General features: G+C 65.4%; 15 protein-coding genes. 7 read left to right on the top strand and 8 right to left on the bottom strand.

Annotation, left to right across the window (positions count from 1 at the left end):
* Positions 1 to 25 precede the first annotated feature (25 nt).
* Together CH283_RS03880 and CH283_RS03885 are read right to left on the bottom strand one after the other, a co-directional pair.
* Positions 26 to 388, bottom strand: coding sequence for a VanZ family protein (locus tag CH283_RS03880; protein WP_094641341.1), 363 nt, complete (start codon positions 386 to 388; stop codon positions 26 to 28).
* Positions 389 to 397: 9 nt separating this feature from the next.
* A complete protein-coding gene (locus CH283_RS03885; protein ID WP_094641343.1) occupies positions 398 to 1066 on the bottom strand; it encodes a class I SAM-dependent methyltransferase in 669 nt (222 codons plus the stop codon).
* Positions 1067 to 1150: 84 nt separating this feature from the next.
* On the opposite strand from CH283_RS03885, the gene CH283_RS03890 reads away from it, so the two are divergent.
* Positions 1151 to 1624 carry a phosphoribosyltransferase gene (locus CH283_RS03890; protein ID WP_094641345.1) on the top strand — a complete coding sequence of 158 codons (474 nt, stop codon included), beginning with the start codon at positions 1151 to 1153 and terminating at the stop codon, positions 1622 to 1624.
* 1 nt (position 1625) lies between these two features.
* Here CH283_RS03890 and CH283_RS03895 read toward each other — a convergent pair whose 3' ends face one another.
* Positions 1626 to 2660 carry an NADPH:quinone reductase gene (locus CH283_RS03895; RefSeq protein ID WP_094641347.1) on the bottom strand — a complete coding sequence of 345 codons (1035 nt, stop codon included), beginning with the start codon at positions 2658 to 2660 and terminating at the stop codon, positions 1626 to 1628.
* Positions 2661 to 2759: 99 nt separating this feature from the next.
* On the opposite strand from CH283_RS03895, the gene CH283_RS03900 reads away from it, so the two are divergent.
* A complete protein-coding gene (locus tag CH283_RS03900; protein WP_094641558.1) occupies positions 2760 to 3269 on the top strand; it encodes a mycothiol transferase in 510 nt (169 codons plus the stop codon).
* A gap of 3 nt (positions 3270 to 3272) precedes the next feature.
* On the opposite strand, the gene CH283_RS03905 is transcribed toward CH283_RS03900, so the two are convergent.
* On the bottom strand, positions 3273 to 3767 hold the full coding sequence (locus CH283_RS03905; protein ID WP_094641349.1) for an SRPBCC family protein: 495 nt from the start codon (positions 3765 to 3767) through the stop codon (positions 3273 to 3275).
* Entirely contained in the window at positions 3764 to 4600 is an 837-nt protein-coding gene (locus CH283_RS03910; RefSeq protein ID WP_094641351.1) for an SDR family NAD(P)-dependent oxidoreductase, read from the bottom strand. Before CH283_RS03910 ends, CH283_RS03905 begins: the two co-directional genes overlap by 4 nt.
* Before the next feature lie 102 nt (positions 4601 to 4702).
* Here CH283_RS03910 and CH283_RS03915 point away from each other — a divergent pair, with 102 nt between their 5' ends.
* Entirely contained in the window at positions 4703 to 5752 is a 1050-nt protein-coding gene (locus CH283_RS03915; RefSeq protein ID WP_094641353.1) for an iron-siderophore ABC transporter substrate-binding protein, read from the top strand.
* 164 nt (positions 5753 to 5916) lie between these two features.
* On the opposite strand, the gene CH283_RS03920 is transcribed toward CH283_RS03915, so the two are convergent.
* On the bottom strand, positions 5917 to 7329 hold the full coding sequence (locus CH283_RS03920; protein ID WP_094641355.1) for an HNH endonuclease signature motif containing protein: 1413 nt from the start codon (positions 7327 to 7329) through the stop codon (positions 5917 to 5919).
* A 192-nt stretch (positions 7330 to 7521) separates the two neighbouring features.
* Positions 7522 to 8994 (bottom strand): cryptochrome/photolyase family protein, encoded by a 1473-nt coding sequence (locus CH283_RS03925; RefSeq protein WP_094641357.1) that lies wholly within the window; start codon positions 8992 to 8994, stop codon positions 7522 to 7524.
* Between the two features lie 127 nt (positions 8995 to 9121).
* Here CH283_RS03925 and CH283_RS03930 point away from each other — a divergent pair, with 127 nt between their 5' ends.
* The 4 genes from CH283_RS03930 to CH283_RS03945 all read left to right on the top strand — a co-directional run bounded on the left by CH283_RS03930 (position 9122) and on the right by CH283_RS03945 (position 12831).
* Positions 9122 to 10774: an alkaline phosphatase D family protein gene (locus tag CH283_RS03930; RefSeq protein WP_094641359.1), complete on the top strand. Its 1653-nt coding sequence runs from the start codon at positions 9122 to 9124 to the stop codon at positions 10772 to 10774.
* 18 nt (positions 10775 to 10792) lie between these two features.
* Positions 10793 to 11635, top strand: coding sequence for an oxygen-dependent tRNA uridine(34) hydroxylase TrhO (gene trhO, locus CH283_RS03935; protein WP_094641361.1), 843 nt, complete (start codon positions 10793 to 10795; stop codon positions 11633 to 11635).
* A 4-nt stretch (positions 11636 to 11639) separates the two neighbouring features.
* Entirely contained in the window at positions 11640 to 12515 is an 876-nt protein-coding gene (locus tag CH283_RS03940) for a pseudouridine synthase (RefSeq protein ID WP_094641362.1), read from the top strand.
* A 100-nt stretch (positions 12516 to 12615) separates the two neighbouring features.
* A complete protein-coding gene (locus tag CH283_RS03945) occupies positions 12616 to 12831 on the top strand; it encodes a hypothetical protein (protein WP_141215313.1) in 216 nt (71 codons plus the stop codon).
* Between the two features lie 124 nt (positions 12832 to 12955).
* On the opposite strand, the gene CH283_RS03950 is transcribed toward CH283_RS03945, so the two are convergent.
* On the bottom strand, positions 12956 to 18433 hold the full coding sequence (locus CH283_RS03950) for an ATP-binding protein (protein ID WP_094641560.1): 5478 nt from the start codon (positions 18431 to 18433) through the stop codon (positions 12956 to 12958).
* Between the last annotated feature and the right edge of the window lie 383 nt (positions 18434 to 18816).

The raw sequence follows: 18816 nt of genomic DNA on the forward strand, positions 1-18816 counted from the left end.
CGAGGGACCCCGGTGCAGGGTCAGTCTAGTGCAGGTCCGGGGCGCGTTCGACGCGCTGCGGTAGAACCCGACTCGCTGCGAGCAGGCCCACAGCAACTCCGGCGGCGTCGGCAAGGGCGTCGGCGAGCGATCCGGAGCGTCCCAGAGGCAGGATCGCCTGCAGGACCTCCGAGATCGCCGCGAATCCCAGCACCCACGCTGCGGTGCCGGCCCAGCCGATTCCGGCCAGGCGGGAGGTGTACGCGAGGACCGCGAACAACAGGAAGTGAATGATCTTGTCGCTGTGTTGAAATCCCGACGGCACCCCGGACGCGGGGGTGAACAGCACGATCAGCGCCACCACGAAGGTGACGGCCAGGGGAATTCGATACGTCGACTGCGAGAACACCGCCCGAGTTTACCGGCGCTGCAGTACCACCACCGTGTCGATGCGCTCGTCGCCGTCGGGCGTCGTGCGAGTGCGGTGTTCGGCATGGATCTGCTCGAACCCGTCGCCCGCCGCGGCGACCACCGGTTCCGGAGCGAACAGCCGGTTCTTGGCCGGGTGCTGCGAGGCGTGGCTGTCGCTAGGACTGTGCCCGACGATCAGAAGACGTCCCTTCGGTGCGACAGCAGCCGCGAACCTGCGGGTGGTCAGTGCGAGCTCGTCCGGCGGCACCTGCAGGAAGTGCACCGACACCAGATCGAACGCCGCGGCCGGGGGAGTCCACTCCAGAACGTCTTCCTGACGCCATTCCACCTCGAGTGTCTGCGGCTCCAGAGCCTGCTGCGCCGCGCGAGCCCGGCCGAGGGCGACATCGGAGATGTCGACGCCGGTCACGTTCCAGCCTTCACCGGCCAGCCACAGGGAGTCCGCACCTTCACCGCAGCCGATGTCCAGTGCGCGACCCGGAGTCAGCTCGGACGCTTCCTGTACCAACACGGCATTGGGATTGCCGCTCCAGATGGTGGTGCGCTGGTTGTAGAGGTCGTCCCAGAACGCCTCGTCGAAGGCACCGTTCTCGAAATCCGGTTCCACGTGGGCCCCGTCGGCGGAATGAGTGTGAGTATGTGTGTGGTCGGCCATGGTTCGAGACTGCCCGCTGCCAGGCCTTCACGCAAACATCGTTGCTATTTCGGCAAAATCTGGTGCTGGGTAGAGTGGTGCGTCATGACCGAACAGGAACGTGAAGTGCTGACATGGGCGACGTTCGGGGACGCCTCGCGTGACCTGACCGAGAAGATCGTCGACGACGGGTTCGTCCCGGACATCGTCATCGCGATCGCTCGCGGCGGACTCATTCCCGCGGGTGCGATTTCCTACGCGATGGGCGTCAAGGCGGCGGGCACCCTTAATGTCGAGTTCTACTCCGACATCGAGGAGACCCTGCCCGATCCTGTTGTCCTCGAACCGCTTCTGGACACCGACGCAATCGTCGGAAAGAAGTTGCTCGTCGTCGACGACGTCGCCGATTCCGGCCGCACACTGGCTCTGGTCATCGACCTACTGAAGGTGCATACCGCCGACGTGCGATCGGCCGTGATCTACACCAAGCCGAGAACCATTGTGCAGCCCGACTACTCGTGGCGAGAGACCGACAAGTGGATCAATTTCCCATGGTCCACGTTGCCGATCATCACCTGAGTCATTCGCTGGAGACGTCGATCAGCACCTTGCCAACGGTTCCGTTCTCGACGGCGTCGTGTGCCGCTGCGGTCTCGCTCAGCGAGAAGCGGTGCAGCGGTAGACCGGTGGCCTCGCCCACCTCGAGCACACCTGCGGCTGCCGCAGCGCTGACGTCCGCCTCGGCGTTGCGAAGAGCTTCGTCGCCCACGGTGTAAAGGAGGACGAACTGGTAGCGCGTGTTGAGCACCATGTTCGGCCGAACGTCGAGGGTCACGGTGTCGCCGCCATTGTTGGCGTACACCGCGATGGAGGCGCGGTTCGCGCCTACGGCAGCGTTGAGTGCGGCGTTCTGTGCGGGAGCCACCTCGACGATGAGATCGATTCCGGCAGGAACCAGTTCACGAATTTCGGCGGCGGCGTCGCCGGTCTTGTAGTTCACCACGTGGTGCGCGCCCGCCGCGGTCGCCAGCGCGCCCTTCTCCGGTCCGCTGACCGTCGTCACCACGGTCGCGCCCGCCCAGCGGGCCAACTGGATCGCGGCATGGCCGACGGCACCGGCACCACCGGCGACCAGAACCGACTTGCCGTCCAGCACGCCTGGGTGCAGCCGCGTTGGTCCGTCCTCGGAGACGGTCAGTGCGCGGTGCGCCGTCATCGCGGGCACTCCGAGGCTTGCGCCCACGTCGAATCCGACGCCATCGGGCAGCCGTACCACTCGGGAGGCAGGCAGGATCGAGAAAGACTGGGCAGTACCGGTCGGGCGCTGATGTTGGGCCAGGTAGACCCAGACGCGATCTCCGACGGCAAGCCCCTCGACATCGGGGCCGACAGCGTCGATCACTCCGGCACCGTCCTGGTTCGGTACCACCTCGTCGAATGCCAGCTTCTCACCCGGCCCGGAGCCGGTCCTGTTCTTCCAGTCCGTCGGATTGACGCCCGAGACCACGATGCGGACGCGGACTTCGCCTGCGGCCGGCTCGGTCACCTCGCGATCCTTCAGTTCCAGGACGGAGGAATCGCCGGTGCGGGTGTACACAATCGCTGGAGCAGTCATATCCGGTCCAACGCGCTCGGACCGCCCCGATGTTCCCTGCGGGCGCATCGGGGGTATGCATGGGTGGTCATCAGTGCTGTCACAGGAGAAACGGATCGCATGAATCACAACGAACTGCTCACCGACGCGTTCGGCCGAATCAAGGAACTCGTCCACTCGGTATTGGACGACATCCCCGCCGCAGCGTTGACCTACCGGCCCGACTCCGAGGCAAACAGCATCGCGTGGCTGCTGTGGCACCTGACGCGGGTACAGGACGACCACATCGCCGGAGTGGCAGGCAGCGAGCAGTTGTGGAACTCCGACTCGTGGTTCGAGCGCTTCGGTCTCCCGTTCGACCGGTCCGATATCGGGTACGGCCAATCGTCCTCCGACGTCGCTCATGTCACCTCGAGCGCCGACTTGCTGCGTGAGTACCACGACGCCGTGCACTCGAAAACCGTTGCCTACCTGAGCAGTATCTCGACCGACGATCTGGACCGGATCGTCGACGAGAACTGGGACCCGCCGGTCACGCTGGGTGCACGGCTGGTGTCCGTGGTGTCCGACGACCTTCAACATGCCGGGCAGGCCTCGTACGTTCTCGGCCTGTACACCCGGCGGGCCTGAGAATCAGGCGTAGACCTTCTGCAGATTCTCCAGCGTCTTGCGAATGTTGCGACGCTGGAACTGCGGGAACGTCTTACCGCTGGTGACGATCTTGTCGAACACGAGCGCCAGCGCGTCGGGCCATTTCGTCCGGTCGTCGGTCCAGGTCTCGGTCACTTTCGTGCCCCCTGCGACCGGTTCGAAGTCGTATCGCCAGGTTGCGTTTGCGCCCTTGATCTTGGGAGCGCTCTTGCCGATGGCGTGGACGCGGAACTCGAAGGTCTTGCCAGGCTCGGCCGCGGTGACGGTGCAGCGCGTGACCCACTTCGCCCGGCCGCGCTTGTTGGTTCCGTCGAACACCATTCCCACGTAGGCAGTCTCGCGAGGGTCGTGGACGGTGGCACCTTTGTTCTCCGGGCTCCACTCACCCATGCGCGTGGGGTCGCTGATCGCGGCGTACAGCGTGTTGGGATCGGCAGCGACGACGATGCTGTCCGAGACGGTGAGTTCGCGACTCATGACGAGGCTCCCTTGCGGGCGTTCTTGCCCAGGCCGGGGTGAATGCGAGTGAGCATGGGCACCAACACCGTTCGCGGGGTGATCTGCGCGAAGATGGATCCGATGCGGTTGGCCGCTCCCGGAATCGACACCATGCGCCCCTTGGTCATGTCGTCGACGGCAGTCTTGGCGACTGTGTCCGCCTCGACCCACATGATAGGTGGAAGTGCCTTCTCGGCATCGTCTTTCGCGAACCCTGCGGCCTCGCCGAATCCCGTGTGTACCGGTCCGGGGCACAGCGCAGTGGCCGTGACGCCGGTTCCACGCAGTTCACCGGTCAGCGACTGTGTGTACGAGAGCACGAATGCCTTGCACGCGCCGTAGCCGGCCTGTCCGGGCAGAGGTTGGAACGCGGCAGTCGAGGCAACGTTGAGCAGTGCGCCGCGTCGGCGCTCGACCATGCCGGGGAGGAACCGGGTGCACAGGTCCGCGACGGCGACCACGTCGACCTCGATCATGTTCATTTCCGCAGCCGGGTCCGATTCTGCGACCGGTCCGAGGGTGGACAGTCCGGCGTTGTTGATCAGGATGTCCGGGATGAGACCGAGTTCGATGATGCGGCCGAGCAGTTCGGCGCGAGCGCTGCGGTCGGAGAGGTCTGCTGCGAGCACTTCGGCTCGGACTCCCCGTGCTCGGATCTCCTGTGCTAAGTCTTCGAGCTTGTCGGCTCGCCGAGCGACGAGGGTGACGCCGTAGCCCCGGGAGGCGAGTTCGCGGGCGATGGATGCCCCGATGCCCGAGGACGCTCCGGTCACGACGGCGGTCCGGTCGGGTGCTGGACGAGGAAGGCTCATGCGACCCACCGTAGCGAATGGCCGCCGGGCAGCGCATTTGAACGCCTTTTGTAGGTTAGCCTAGTCTTACTTTGATTCCCGCTGGTTCGTCGAGAGGTAACCATGTTCTCAGTGTCACCGGCCGGTCGACGCACTGCCGGCCGTGCAACCCTGCTGTCCACGCTTGCCGTGGCAACCCTGGTGGTGGGGGCGTGCTCCTCTGCCGATACTGCCGAGCCCGAACAGGACGGCGGCGGTGACTTTGCCACTGTCACCATCGATTCGGCTCTGGGTCAGGCCGTCATCACCGAGAAGCCCGAGCGCATCGTGACTCTGGGGCAGGGCTCGGCCGAGACGGCGATCGCGCTGGGCACCGTGCCCGTCGGCGTCGAGGAGTACTCGTGGGGCGCCGACGACACCGGGTATCTGCCGTGGGTTCACGACGCGGTGACCGAGTTGGGTGCCGAACTTCCCCAACAGTTCACCGGTGGAACCGAATTGAACATCGAAGCCGTTGCTGCCCTCGAACCCGATCTGATTCTGGCCCCGTGGTCCGGCGTCACACAGGATCAGTTCGACAAGCTGAGCGCATTCGCACCGGTGGTCGCGTACGAGGAACAGCCGTGGACGATCACCTGGGAAGACCAGATCACCGTCATCGGCAAGGCCATGGGGGAGGAGCAGAAGGCGGCAGACGAGATCGAGAAGATCAAGGGCCGCTTCGCCGACGCCACCAGCGAGCACCCCGAATACGCCGGGGTGAGTTTCTCGTACATCTACAACACCGGGCCGGGGACGCTCGGAGTGTTTCTTGCCGACGAACAACGCGTCGCGATGGTGCGAGCCCTCGGGTTGCAGGTCGATCCGGTGGTGAACACGCTCGACGAGACCGAGGGCACCGACTCGGCGGTCATCGGGTTGGAGAACGCGAATCTGTTGAACGACTCGGACCTGATCTTCACCTTCTACTCGGATCCGCAGAACCGCACCGATACCGAGAATCAGCCTGCGTACAAGCAGATTCCGGCTGTGTCCCGCGGTTCGGTCGTGGCACCGACGGATCAGTCGTTCGTCACCGGATCGTCCATCATCAATCCGCTGACGGTGCCGTGGGCACTCGAGCGATATGTGCCGATGATCGACGAGGCGATCGCGACACTCGACGCAAACTAGGTCAGTACACCTCGCGCAGTCGTTCCTGTTGCAACACCCGCTCGAGGTGATGTGACACGACCACGGTGACCGATCCGTGCTCCACTCGAATCGGCCTGTCGAACAATCTCTTCCAGCCCCGCACCGGTGTTTCGGTGCGGGGCTGGAGTGGTCTGTGGGCGGGTTCAGGCGATGTGGGGGCCTGCTCGGGCGTGGGATGGCCTGGGTTCTCGACACGGGTCGACGGTTGCTGGCGGTACGAACCAGGGGTGGTTGTCGGTGCCGATGAACACTTCCCAATCGGAGTGGTGCATGAGGCGGTGGTGGAATCCGCACAGTAGGACGAGGTTGTTCATGTCGGTGGGTCCGCCGTCGCCCCAGTGCCAGATGTGGTGTCCTTCGGTCCAGGCGGCGGGTTTTCCGCAGCCGGGGAACGCGCACCCGTGATCGCGGGCGGTGAGGGCTTTGCGTTGTTTGGCTGTGATGGTGCGTGCGGTGCGGGCGAGATTGAGTGGGTTGCCGTTCTCGTCCATGACGATGGCAGTGAGGACACAATCGCAGGCCAACTGGCGGGAGGTGTTGCGGGAGAGCGGTCCCATCCACGGCAGCCAGCCGACCGTGGTGCCGTCGCCGAACAGGTCCCGATACGCGCCGCGATCAGCGGCAGCTCCCGCAGCCTTGCCGGCCTCGGGTTCATCCGCCGCGTCCGGTTCTCCCGTGTCGGGGTGCATCGGGCCACCGGTGTTGATGTCGACGGGATCGACTGTGTCGGTATCGGATTCTGTTGCTGCGCGTGAGGTTTCGTCGTCGGTGATGTCGTCTTCGCCGCCGCAGTTCTGGAGGTCGGTGAGGTCCTGCAACCGGATGTGCAGGTTCAGGTGCGGTCGTTCACCACCTTCGATGGGGCGATCACTGGAGGCGAGGTATTGGTCGAGGATGTGTCCGAAGGCGTCGGCTCTGCGCTTGGCGGGGCTGCGGTCGTCTTGGGTGCCGTCGGCGGCGGGGTGGGGTTCGGTCAACGGGGAGAGTGCGGTGAGCAGCTTCTCGCCGGTGATCGCATCGAAATCACCTTGCAACACCAGCCGACCGTTCAAAGTCTTGGAGGCGAAGAGTTCGTTGCGGTCGGTGTTCTCGGCGGGTGGTTTCTTGTTGCCGAAGCTGTCTTCGAGTCTGGTGATCGCTGCTCGGATGCGGCCGGTGCGTGCGTCGGGCCCTGTCGCAGATTTGATCAAGGCTGCGCGGGCCATATCGCGACCCTTTTCCGGCAGGTTTTCCGGTGGGGTTTCGGCGAAGGTGAGGATCAGCGCGGCGTGGTCGATGGTCATGACGCCGGTGTTGACGGCGTCGGCGATGTCGGGAAACGCAGCCATGCCGCGGGCGAGGGCAACGATCTTGGTGGCCTTGGACGGGGAGAGCAGGGTGGTGGAGGTCAGCCAGCCGGCGGGTCCGGGGAAGCCCAGTTTCTCGCGCGAGACGCGGGTGTCGATCTCGGCGACGAGAGCGATCCGCCGGGCCTCCAACAGCTGGATTCGGTGGGAGACCGCGGCAGATTCGGCGAGCAGTTCACTCTCGCTCAGTTGCCAGATCTCCGTGGTCATGGGAGCAAGTGTATCGAACGCGCGTTCGACTGGCAACCATGGTGCAATCGAAAACTATTGCCCTGCATGAGGATTCGAGAACCCGAACCTGTCGGTGCGTCATGGTAGAGGACCCGCGGTACCCGAAGATCGCACGTCTCGGCCAATATGGTGTGACAAATGCACCCGAACGTCGGTGCGTTTCCTGATGCGTCAGTACACCTCGCGTTGACGTTCCTGTTCCAGCACCTGCTCCAAGTCGCTCAATCGGTTCATCGACGACACCTGTCGCGCGGTGCGGTGGTTCTGCGCCAACATCTCGCGGTGCCGGTGTACGAAGGCCCAGTAACCGGCGGTGAAGGGGCAGGCGTCGTCGCCCAGTCGCTTTTTCGGGTTGAATTCGCACGGCTTGCAGTAGTCGGTCATGCGGTTCAGGTACGCCCCGCCCGAGGCGTACGGCTTGGTGGCGATCACCCCACCGTCCGCGTGTTGGCTCATGCCGATCACGTTCACCGGCATCACCCAGGCGAACCCGTCGACGAAAGCCGTTGCGAACCAGTCGGTCAGCGCTCGCGGGTCCCAGGCGTGTTGCAGCGCAAAGTTTCCCAGGATCATCAGTCGGGGGATGTGGTGCACCCACCCGCGATCACGCACGCCGTCGACGGTGCTGGACAGGCATTTCGCCACCACGGCATCACCGTCCAACTCCGTCAGCCAATCCGGTAGTGGCTCATGGGCTTCGAGCTTGTTGCGCTCGAGATACTCCGGTCCCAGATGCCAGTACAGATGCCACACGTATTCGCGCCAGCCGAGGATCTGCCGCACGAACCCTTCGACGCTCGCCAAGGGGGTGCCGTCGCGGTGCGCGTCCTCGGCGGCGTGCGCCACGTCCACCGGTTGCAGCAGGCCGAGGTTCAGTGGCACCGACAGCAGCGAGTGCGACATCGTCCAGTCGTCGGCCATCACGGCGTCCTCGTACTTGCCGAAGTCGTCCAAGCGGTAGTTCACGAAGTGCGCCAACGCATCCGCCGCCTCGGCAGCAGTCACCGCGAACACTCGTGGCCCGTCCACTCCGACGGTGTCGAGGTCCCAGTCGTCGAGGTCGGCGCGCACCTGCTCGTCGATCGCGTCCTCGGTCGGCCACCACGGTTCTTCGACTCCGAGCGTCAGGCGTCCCTTCGGCGGCGGTGACTGATTCTCGGCGTCGAGGTTCCATTTTCCGGAGACCGGTTCGGAACCGTCCATCAGTACCCCGAACTTCTTGCGTTGCTCGCGGTAGAACGTCTCCATCCGAAAGGTGCCGCGCTCGGCTGCCCACTCCGCGAAATCGGCGCGGGGAAGCGCGAACATCGGCGTCGGCAGAATCTCCGAGACCAAGCCCTCCTCGTGCAACGTGGCGACGAACTTCTCCGCCGCGTGCGAGGTGGGCTCGAACACCACCACGGGCTTGCCGTATTCGGCCAGCGCCTCCCGGTACGTCTCGGTCTGCAAGTAGGTGACGCGATCACCCAACTCGTCGGCGAGGTGCCGCATCCCCGACAACACGAGATGCAGCTTCTGTCGGTGGTATCTCCGACGCCGGAACACGCGCCGGGACTCGATCATCAGCACATCCCGATCCGCGTGCTCGTCCACGGAGTGAAAGTGCGGGCCGAGCTGATCACCGAACAACCACAGAGCGTCCATTCCCGGAGTGTTCTCCCGCAGCGACGAAGGCAAACCAGCGTCCGGCACATGGCCGGCCGGTGAACACTGTGGCCGACCCAGGCGCGCCTTACTTGACCACCGACCATCCATCGCATGGACTGACCCGATGCACGCTGAGTCTGCGCTTTCCAGAAGGACGTTTCTTCGCTCGTCGTCGGTGGCCGTCGCGGTGGCCGGAGTCGCCACGACACTGCCGGCGATCGCCCACGCGCAGGGCAGCGACCGCGGCTTTCTGCACGGGGTGGCGTCGGGAGATCCCTTGCCCGACGCGATCGTGCTCTGGACCCGCATCACCCCCACGCCCGACGCCACCCCGGGCTCCGGCGTCGGCCCGCAGGTATCGGTGACGTGGCGTGTTGCCCGCAGCGCGGACATGGGTGACATCGTCGCTTCCGGAACCGTCGAAACCGGCCCCGCCACCGACCACACCGTCAAGGTCGACGTCGACGGACTCAGCGCGGACACCACGTACTTCTACGACTTCCGGACGAGCGACGCGGCATCGGCCGTCGGGACCACGCACACCGCACCGGCCAACGACGCCGATATCGATGCGATGCGTTTTGGTGTCGTCTCGTGCTCCAACTGGGAGTCCGGCTACTTCGGCGCGTATCGGCATCTGGCGGCCAGGACGGACTTGGACGCCATCGTCCACCTCGGTGACTACATCTACGAGTACGAAACCGGCGGATTCCCGGGACGCGACGGGGTGATCCGGCAGCATTCGCCCACCCACGAGATCGTCACCCTTGCCGACTACCGTCAGCGCCACGGCCAGTACAAGTCCGATCCCGATCTGCAGGCCGCGCACATCGGCGTGCCGTGGATCTGCACGTGGGACGACCACGAATCCGCCAACGATGCCTACGACACCGGCGCGCAGAACCACACCCCGGGCACCGAGGGCGACTGGTCCACCCGCAAGGCCAATTCCGAGCAGGCGTACTACGAGTGGATGCCGGTACGCGCGGCGGGCACCGCAACCAACCGTCACCTCTACCGTCGGCTGCGGTTCGGCAACCTGCTCGAATTGTCGATGCTGGACCTACGCACCTACCGCTCGCAGCAGGTGTTGCCGTTCAACGGTCCCGAGGTCGATTCGCCCAACCGGACCATCACCGGCGCGGAGCAGATGCAGTGGCTCACCGACGGCATCGTCTCGTCGCCGACGCAGTGGAAGATCGTCGGCAATCCGGTGATGATCACGCCCACTCTCATCCCGCCGCTGGACCGGGACGCGGCCAGGGCGGTCACCTCGCTTCTCGGGATCCCGGAGGGCGGTCTGCCGTACAACGCCGATCCGTGGGACGGATACACCGCCGACCGCCGCAAGCTCCTCGGTGCCATCGTGGACGCGGGCGTCGACAACACCGTCTTCATCACCGGCGACATCCACTCGGCCTGGGCCTGCGAGGTACCCCTCGACGCGGCGCAGTACGCAACCACCGAGCCTGCTGCCACGGAGCTCGTCGTCACCTCGGTCAGCTCGGCCAACATCGACGACCTGACGCGTACTCCGCCCCACACGCTGGGCCGGGTCGCCGAGGAGGCATTCAAGGCGCTCAACCAACACGTGAAGTTCGTGGACCTGGACAGTCACGGGTTCGGTGTCTTCGAGGTCACCAGGACGGCGGCGCGGATGGACCACTGGTTCCTCACCGCCAAGGAGGATCCGCAGACCGGCGTCTACTGGGGAGCGGGCTTCACCGTCGACTCCGGCACCCAGCGCGTCCGGGCGGCGGCACCGCCTGCCGGGTAACGCGCCATACTGGTCGGCGTGGCTGTACCGAAAATCGTCCTGTTCTACGTGTTCACTCCGCTACCCGATCCCGAGGCGATCCGGTTGTGGCAGCAGACGCTGGCCGCGTCGAACAATCTGACCGGACGCATCCTGATCTCCGAGCACGGCATCAACGCGACGGTGGGCGGTGACGTCGACGACGTCAAACGGTACGTCCGCGGCACCCGCAGCTATCCGGCGTTCAAGGCGGCCGACGTCAAGTGGTCCGAGGGGCTCGGCAACGACTTCCCGCGCCTGAGCGTGCGGGTGCGCGACGAGATCGTCACGTTCGGTGCCCCCGGCGAGTTGAAGGTCGACGCCGACGGAGTGGTCGGCGGCGGTAAACACCTGAGTCCGCAGCAGGTGCACGAGCTCGTCGATTCCCGCGGCGACGACGTCGTTTTCTTCGACGGGCGCAACGCCTTCGAGGCGAAGATCGGCAAGTTCAAGAACGCGGTGGTGCCCGACGTCGAGACGACGAGGGACTTCGTCTCCCAGCTCGATTCCGGTGCCTACGACCATCTGAAGAAGTCCCCGGTGGTCGCGTATTGCACCGGGGGAGTCCGCTGCGAGGTGCTCTCTTCGCTGATGGTGGCCCGTGGTTTCGAGGAGGTGTATCAGCTCGACGGCGGAATCGTTCGGTACGCAGAAACTTTCGGCGACGACGCGCTCTGGGAGGGGTCGTTGTTCGTCTTCGACAAGCGGATGGCGCAGAACTTCTCCGACCACACCGCCGTCATCGGTCGCTGCAGTGCCTGCGGCAATCCGACGTCCCGGTACCAGGACTTCGACGGCGACGCCGGCCGTGGTCTGCGGTTGATCTGCCTCGACTGCGCCTAGAAAGATGCTGCCCTTCCGGGACGGTCTCGCTCCGCTCAGACTGCTTCTGCCGCATGGTGATTCGGTCACCACCGTCGTGGAGTATCTCGAACGTGAGCTGCCCGACGACGACTGGCGGCGGGCCATTCGCGACGCCGAAGTGGTCGACGAGAAGGGCAGGCCGATCTCCGTCGATACGCGGTATCGCGCCGGAAGTCAGGTGTACTTCTATCGCATTCCAGCGCAGGAGGTTCCGGTCCCGTTCGAGATCGGCATCCTGCACGAGGACGACGACCTGCTGGTGATCGACAAGCCGCACTTCCTCGCCACCATCCCGCGTGGTCGGCACGTCACCGAGACGGCGACCGTGCGACTGCGCAAGCACTTCGACTGCCCCGACCTGACGCCCGCGCATCGACTCGATCGCGCCACCGCAGGGGTGTTGCTCTTCACCAAGACGAAGCATGCCCGACGGCCCTATCAGGAACTCTTCTCCTCCCGTAACGTCACCAAGGAGTACGAGGCTGTCGCGGGATTCGATGCAGCACTGAACTTTCCGCGCGTCGTGCGCAGCCGAATCCTCAAAGAGCACGGGGTGATGACGGCATACGAGGAGCCGGGGGAGCCGAACAGCGAGACCCTGATCGAACTGGTCGACACGTTGGGCACCGCCGCCCGATATCGACTCTTCCCCAAGACGGGCAAAACCCACCAACTGCGAATCCACCTGTCGTCGTTGGGGATTCCGATCGTGAACGACCCGTACTATCCGGTGTTCACCTCTGTCCCGGGCGATGACTTCGCCCGGCCGCTGCAACTCCTCGCCCGAGCACTGAATTTCACGGACCCGTTGACCGGTGAAGCGCGGCGTTTCGTCAGTGCCCGAACCCTCGAGCTTTGACGGCCGGCATCGTTCGTTCGTTCGGAGGATTGTGACAATTGGGACGCGAGGTTAGCGTGTCGAGCGAACCATGTCCGATGGAAGAGAAGAGGAGAACAGCGTGAAGCGTCGTATTGCTGTTGTGTTGGGAGCCGCAGTCATCGCCATCGCGTCACCGGCAGTCGCGGTGGCCGATACCGGAAGCGCGAGCACCGGTAGCTCGAGCGGAGTGTCGAGCTTGTTCTCGGATCTGTCCCGGTTGTGGGAGGCCTGCGCGGTGACCATCTTCACCGGACAGTGCACCGGAATCGTCGCCACAGACGTGACCTACTGGTAGCGAGCCCTGAGCCGAGCCCCCAACCGACAAACGCGCGCGCATTCGCCAGACGCTCGCGGAACAGGTAACCATTCCGTGAGCACCCGGCAAACGCGCGCGCGTTTGTGTCGAGTGAGCCCAAGCCCTACTTAGCCAGCGACCGCGCCATTCCGCGTTCGATGGCGGCGACCAGTTGCGGGCGCAGTTCGGCGGCGGGGACGATGTGGTGCACCGATCCGACGTTCTGTGCTCGCTGGATGTTGTGGATGGCCTCGAATTCGGCTGCCACTTCACCCAGTTTGGCGTTGCGTGCGTTCGCTCGTACGGTGGCCAGTTCGACGCGCAGGGCCGAGCGGGTGGCGTCGTCCGAGGCGTTGTTCAGTGCAGTCTCGAGTTCCTTGACGGTCGGGTCCGCTGCGGTGCGGGCGTTGACGTCGCGGGTGAACACCACTGCTGCGGCCGGGGCACCGCCGAGCACGGAGGCGAAGGAGCCTTCCACTGCGAGGACCTCCATGTTGTCGTTGAGCGCTCCGGAGAACACCACGAAAGCGCCTCCGTGGTAACGCGATACCACGCAGAACACAACCGGTCCGTCGAAGTTGACGATGGCGCGGCCGATCTCGGCACCGTATTCGAGCTGGATGTTTCGCAGCGATTCCGGTGATCCGTCGAAGCCGGAGAGGTTGGCCAGCACCACGATCGGTCGGCTTCCGCTGGCGGCGTTGATGGCGCGTGCTGTCTTCTTCGACGAGTTCGGGAACAGGGTGCCCGAGGTCCACTGATCGGGGCCGTCGGACGGGAACCAGCCCTTACGGGGGATGGCTCGTGATTCGATCCCGATGACGGACACCGGGATTCCGGCGAGGTGGGCGTCGAACACCACGGAGGTGTCGGCGTCGGCCATGTCGGCCCAACGCTCGAGTACCGAGTGATCCTGGTCCACCACGGCGCGCATGACGGTGCGAATGTCGAACGGCTTCTTGCGGTCCGGGTTGGTGACCGAGGAGAAGATGTCGCCGACGGTGGTGAAGTCGCTCGACGGGTGAACGTGCGGGTAGGTACGCACGTCGCGTTCGGTCGGGTCTGCGGTGGCTGCGCGACGTGGGAATCGTTCTCCCGGTGCGGCATACGCGTGGTCGTAGTGCGCGAACAGGATGTCACATGCGGCCCGCAGGTTCGGTGCCCAGTACTGCGCCTGGCCGTTGGGGCCCATGACGCGGTCGTAGCCGCCGATGCCGAAGTTGTCCTCGGCCGAGACGCCGCCGGAGTAGTCCAGGGACTGCTTTCCGGTGAGCACCATGGCACTGTCGGGGGTCATCACCAGGATGCCCTTGGTGTGGGTGAGCATCGTGGCTTCGGCGTTCCAGTACGGCTGTGCGCCGACGTTGATGCCTGCGACGACGATGTTGATCTCACCGCCGGCCTGGGTGAAGGTGATGATGCGACGCAGGCCGCGTGAGACCCAGTCCATGTTCTCGGTGCCCGATTCCATGGAAATCGTTGCACCGGAGGACAATGCGAACCATTCGACGGGTGCGCCGAGTTGTTCGGCGAGGTCGATGGCCGCGACGATCCGCGAGCACTCGGCCTCGGCGACGGTGCCCAGTGCCTTGGTCGGGTCGCCGAACAGTGCCACGCGGGTGATGCCCTCGGGGTACTTGGCGGTCGGTGTGGTGGCCACACCGACGATGACGCCTGCGGCGTTGCGGCCGTAGGGACGATCGACCGGGGCGAGCACGCCGTCTGCGTCGAAGTCGTACTCGGTGAACGTGCCACCGTTGCTGCTCAGCAACGGGATCAGCTCGTACGGGTACACGGTGCCGCGGGCCTGCGAGCGTTGCACCTTCTGGGTGTACTCGTCGAGTGGACGCATCGGCTCGGTCGGCGGCGGGGTCACCTTGGCCACGATGCCTGCACCGGAACGGTACGACAGGCGCAACGCGACCTCGCGCGGTGTCGCGCCCGGAGTCTCGGCCAGACGCGCGATGAGGGTGATCTCCTCGAGGCCCGCGCCGATCGTCAGCGGCGCGATGTGCCGCGCGATGGTGGCGATGCGGTCGGCGGGCACGTTCAAGACGGGCCAGACATAGAGCACGACGCGGTTGGCGTCGAGGCGCTTCTTGCCGCGTCCGGCCTGAGCGCGGCGGATGCCGTCGAGGCAGGCGGCAACGGTGCGTTCGATTTCCGGTACCGCGACGATGTTTCCGGCGTCGTCCAACTGTGTTGTGACGCCGCGGATCTCGGCGAGTGCGACGAGGCGCTCGTCGGAGGGGTTGGCCTTCGACGTCAGGTGAAACAGGTACGTTCCGGCGCTGGCGGGCAACCGGACACCGTCGAAGTTCTTCAGTCGCCACAGGTCGAGTCGCTGACCGGTCAGCGGGTGCATGTCTCGAATGATCGTGTCCTCGGCGAGAGGCTCGGATCCTTCGGCCGTGGTGCGACGGTAGGTCATCTTGCGGGTGTCGGAACCGAAAGCGGTCACCGTCACGCGGCGCCAGTGGCCCGTGCCCGAGTGGGCAGCCAGCACGGCTTGGAGCTGGGCCGAGAGTTCGTCGCCGTCGGTCGGAGCGTCCGGCCAGGACAGGTAGAGATCGACCGCCAGGTTCTCCGGTGCCGGTCCGGCGATGTCGTCGACCGAATCCAGAGTTGCTGCGAGCGAGTCGAAATCGGTTGCGGTCGATACCAGGTGCAGCCGTTCGCCCGAGAGCTCGAAGTTGCCGGTGACGAAGTGCTTGCCGTCGCGGTCGAAGGCCTTGACGTCTTCGAGGGTGCGGATCTCGTAGTACTGACGGGTGATCACTTCGAGCAGGGCACCGGGATCGGTGATCCGTTGTGCCAGTAACTCGATCAACGGTTCCGGGGTGGAGACCAGAGCTGCGATGCGGGCCGAGTAGTCGGCGGCGTCGGGGTTCTCGGCGAGGTACTGCAGGCTGCCACGGACGCCGTCGTAGATCTTCTCGCGTGCACTGCGGATCTGCGGCTCGTCGAACAGCCGGAAGCGCAGGTTGCGAGCCACATCGCCGATGACGGGGTAGCGTGCCTGGGTGGCACCGATGAGGCGCTCGAGTACCTCGGCCATGGCCGGGGTGGCTTCGGGCTGCGCGGAGCAGTCGCTGAGCCAGTGGCCGAGCAGCGCCGCGATGACCGGAACCTGGTTCTCCATACGCTGCAGAGCGAGGAAGACGCGGTAGACAGCCTCTTCGAGTTCGGGGGTACGACCCTCGTCGATGGCGGCATCGTAATGCGCGAGTGCGCGAGTGAGCTTGGCGCGGAACGAATCCGGGAGACCCTGAACGTCTGCGTCGAGCGAGTGCAGGAACGAGTGGAAGTGCTCACGAGGGGAGTGGACGCGCTCGTCGTTGCTTTCCTCGTCCATCGTCGGCCTGTTGCGAGAGAGCTCGCAGATGTCGGCGAACGTGTTGAGCAGATCCAGCTCGGCCGAGACCAGACCCGAATCGTTGCGCGGCACGTCGGCACGAAGAGTCTCATAGGTGGACAACAGGTTTCGCGCTCGGGCTCCGCTGACGTCGAAACCGGTGATGAGGGCGGCGAGTTCGTCGAGTCGGTCCAGTGCCCGACGCTGCGGCGAACGCTGTGCCGCATCGTCGATACCGCGGAACTGCACGCGCGGTGCCTGCTCGGAGACCTTCTGCTCACCGGCCTGATCGACGCGCAGCAGTGCCGCTCCGGCGTCGACCTGTCCGTTGACCGAGGCCAGTACCTCACGCACGGTGCCCGCGTAGGGGGACCGGACGGCTGTTTCCATCTTCATCGATTCGAGGACGACGAGGGTCTGTCCCGCTTCGACCTCGTCACCGACGGCGACCGGGACGGCGACGACGACGGCGGGTGCCGGTGCCCGGACCAGTCCGGCCTCGTCCTGGGAGATCTGGTGGCTGATGCCGTCGACCTCGACGAGGAAGTGTGCGGCTCCGGCGACGGTGACCACCTGGTAGCGACGGTCGCCGATGACGAGGCGGCTCTCGTAGGTGCCGAGGCGTTCGACGTCGACCTGCAGATCGCCGATGCCGTCACCGTCGATGCTGTAGCGGTGCGTGCCGGTCTGGCCGACCTCGAGCTTGTAGGCCTGACCCTGGTAGTTCAGCTCGACCGTGCGGCCGATGGCATGGGTGGCGCGCGGCCGGCCGCCGCGTGCGGAGCTGAGGAACGCGGTGCGCTCGCGGCCTTCTTCGGCGTCGTAGGCGTCGATGGCCGCGGCGATGATGGCGATGTCGGCGACGGCGGTCGGGCCCACCTGGGAGCCGGCCTCGGTGCGGTCGAGCCAGCCGGTGTCGGCGGAGGCGGAGATGACCTCCTCGCGGTCGAGCAGGCTCAGCAGGAACGATTTGGTGGTGGTGCCGCCGTCGATGACGACGGTGGTCTCACGCAGCGCGTTGCGCAACCGCGCCAGCGCTTCGCTGCGGTCGCGGCCCCAGGCGATGACCTTGGCGACCATCGAGTCGTAGTCGGGCGGGATGACGTCGCCCTGCGCGATACCGGTGTCGACGCGGATGCCGGTGCCGAGCGGGAACTTGAGCAGCTCGACGGTGCCGGGAGCCGGAGCGAAGCCGTTGTCGGCGTCCTCGGCGTTGAGGCGAGCCTCGACGGCGTGGCCGAACTCGGTGGGGCATTCACCGGGCAGTGCCTGGCCGTCGGCGACGAGGATCTGCAGCTTCACCAGGTCGATGCCGGTGGTGTATTCGGTGATGGGGTGCTCGACCTGGAGGCGGGTGTTGACCTCGAGGAACGTGAAGATCTTCTGCTCGGGCTGGTACAAGTACTCGACGGTGCCTGCGCCCTGGTAGCCGGCGGCCTTGACGAGCTCGGCCGAGGCGGTGCGCAGTTCGTCGGCCTGCTCCTTGGTGAGCAGTGGGGAGCTGGACTCCTCGATGACCTTCTGGTTGCGGCGCTGGATGGAGCAGTCGCGCACGCCCGGGGCCCAGACGTTGCCGTGGCTGTCGGCGATGACCTGGACCTCGACGTGGCGAGCATCGGTGACGAGCCGTTCGAGGAAGACGACGGGGTCGCCGAACGAGCGCTCGGCCTCACCCTGGGTGCGTTCGAGGGACAGTTCGAGTTCGTCCTCGTGGAAGACCTTGCGGATGCCGCGGCCACCGCCGCCGGAGCGGGCCTTGATGATCAGCGGGTAGCCGATCGCCGCTGCGTGACGCCTGGCGTCGGCGCGGGTTTCGACGGGGCCGCCGGACCACGGTGCGACGGGAACGCCGACCTTCTCGGCGAGGATCTTGGCCTCGACCTTGTCGCCGAGCAGGCGCATCGCGTCGGCCGACGGGCCGATGAAGGTGATGTTCAGGCGCGCGACGAGGTCGGCGAACGTCGGGTCCTCGGCGACGAAGCCCCAGCCGACCCACACCGCGTCGGCACCGGACTCGACCAGCGCCGCCTCGAGGACGCCGTAGTCGAGGTAGGCCGAGCCGCTCGCAGGCTTGCGCAGCGTGACCGCTTCGTCGGCCTGGCGGACGAACATGGCCCGCTTCTCCGCCTCGGTGTGCAGCGCTACGGTGCGGATGCCGTAATCGTGTTCGGCGTTGAGCTCTCGGACGGCTCGGATCAGGCGTACTGCTGCCTCGCCTCGGTTGACTACTGCAATCCGCTTGAACAACGTATCTCTCTTCGCTCGGTGTGGGCGCACCGCGTCGGTGCACTCGATGGAACGTGGATTGGTGCCGGGCATGTCGATTTCTCGTCCATCGTGCGGCACTCCGATCGGCTCATTCTAACGGTAACGAGGCCCTGTGCATCGCCAACGGCGTTCGGCGTGAGTGTGATTGATCACCAACAAGTGAATTATATTCTGTGGCAGGCACTTTCGCTTTCAACTCGCTGTCGAGTTCTGCTCACGTCGCTAACGTACTCGCGAGTAGCGTTGGCGCGTGGCGTAATTCGACATTCGACGACTTTCGTTGCTACCGGCGAGTACATTACTGACGGGTACAACTCGAGCCGATCGGCTCGAGTTGGTTCGCACGTCGCCGAGTGCGGTCT

The sequence above is a fragment of the Rhodococcus sp. 05-2254-2 genome, assembly GCF_002259095.1.
GTDB lineage: Bacteria > Actinomycetota > Actinomycetes > Mycobacteriales > Mycobacteriaceae > Rhodococcoides.

Coding starts and splice junctions, on each gene's coding strand:
- CH283_RS03890 (WP_094641345.1), top strand. CDS start 1,151: ATGACCGAACAGGAACGTGAAGTGCTGACATGGGCGACGTTCGGGGAC.
- CH283_RS03885 (WP_094641343.1), bottom strand. CDS start 1,066: ATGGCCGACCACACACATACTCACACTCATTCCGCCGACGGGGCCCAC.
- CH283_RS03900 (WP_094641558.1), top strand. CDS start 2,760: ATGAATCACAACGAACTGCTCACCGACGCGTTCGGCCGAATCAAGGAA.
- CH283_RS03905 (WP_094641349.1), bottom strand. CDS start 3,767: ATGAGTCGCGAACTCACCGTCTCGGACAGCATCGTCGTCGCTGCCGAT.
- CH283_RS03920 (WP_094641355.1), bottom strand. CDS start 7,329: ATGACCACGGAGATCTGGCAACTGAGCGAGAGTGAACTGCTCGCCGAA.
- CH283_RS03940 (WP_094641362.1), top strand. CDS start 11,640: ATGCTGCCCTTCCGGGACGGTCTCGCTCCGCTCAGACTGCTTCTGCCG.
- CH283_RS03930 (WP_094641359.1), top strand. CDS start 9,122: ATGCACGCTGAGTCTGCGCTTTCCAGAAGGACGTTTCTTCGCTCGTCG.
- CH283_RS03925 (WP_094641357.1), bottom strand. CDS start 8,994: ATGGACGCTCTGTGGTTGTTCGGTGATCAGCTCGGCCCGCACTTTCAC.
- CH283_RS03915 (WP_094641353.1), top strand. CDS start 4,703: ATGTTCTCAGTGTCACCGGCCGGTCGACGCACTGCCGGCCGTGCAACC.
- CH283_RS03910 (WP_094641351.1), bottom strand. CDS start 4,600: ATGAGCCTTCCTCGTCCAGCACCCGACCGGACCGCCGTCGTGACCGGA.
- CH283_RS03895 (WP_094641347.1), bottom strand. CDS start 2,660: ATGACTGCTCCAGCGATTGTGTACACCCGCACCGGCGATTCCTCCGTC.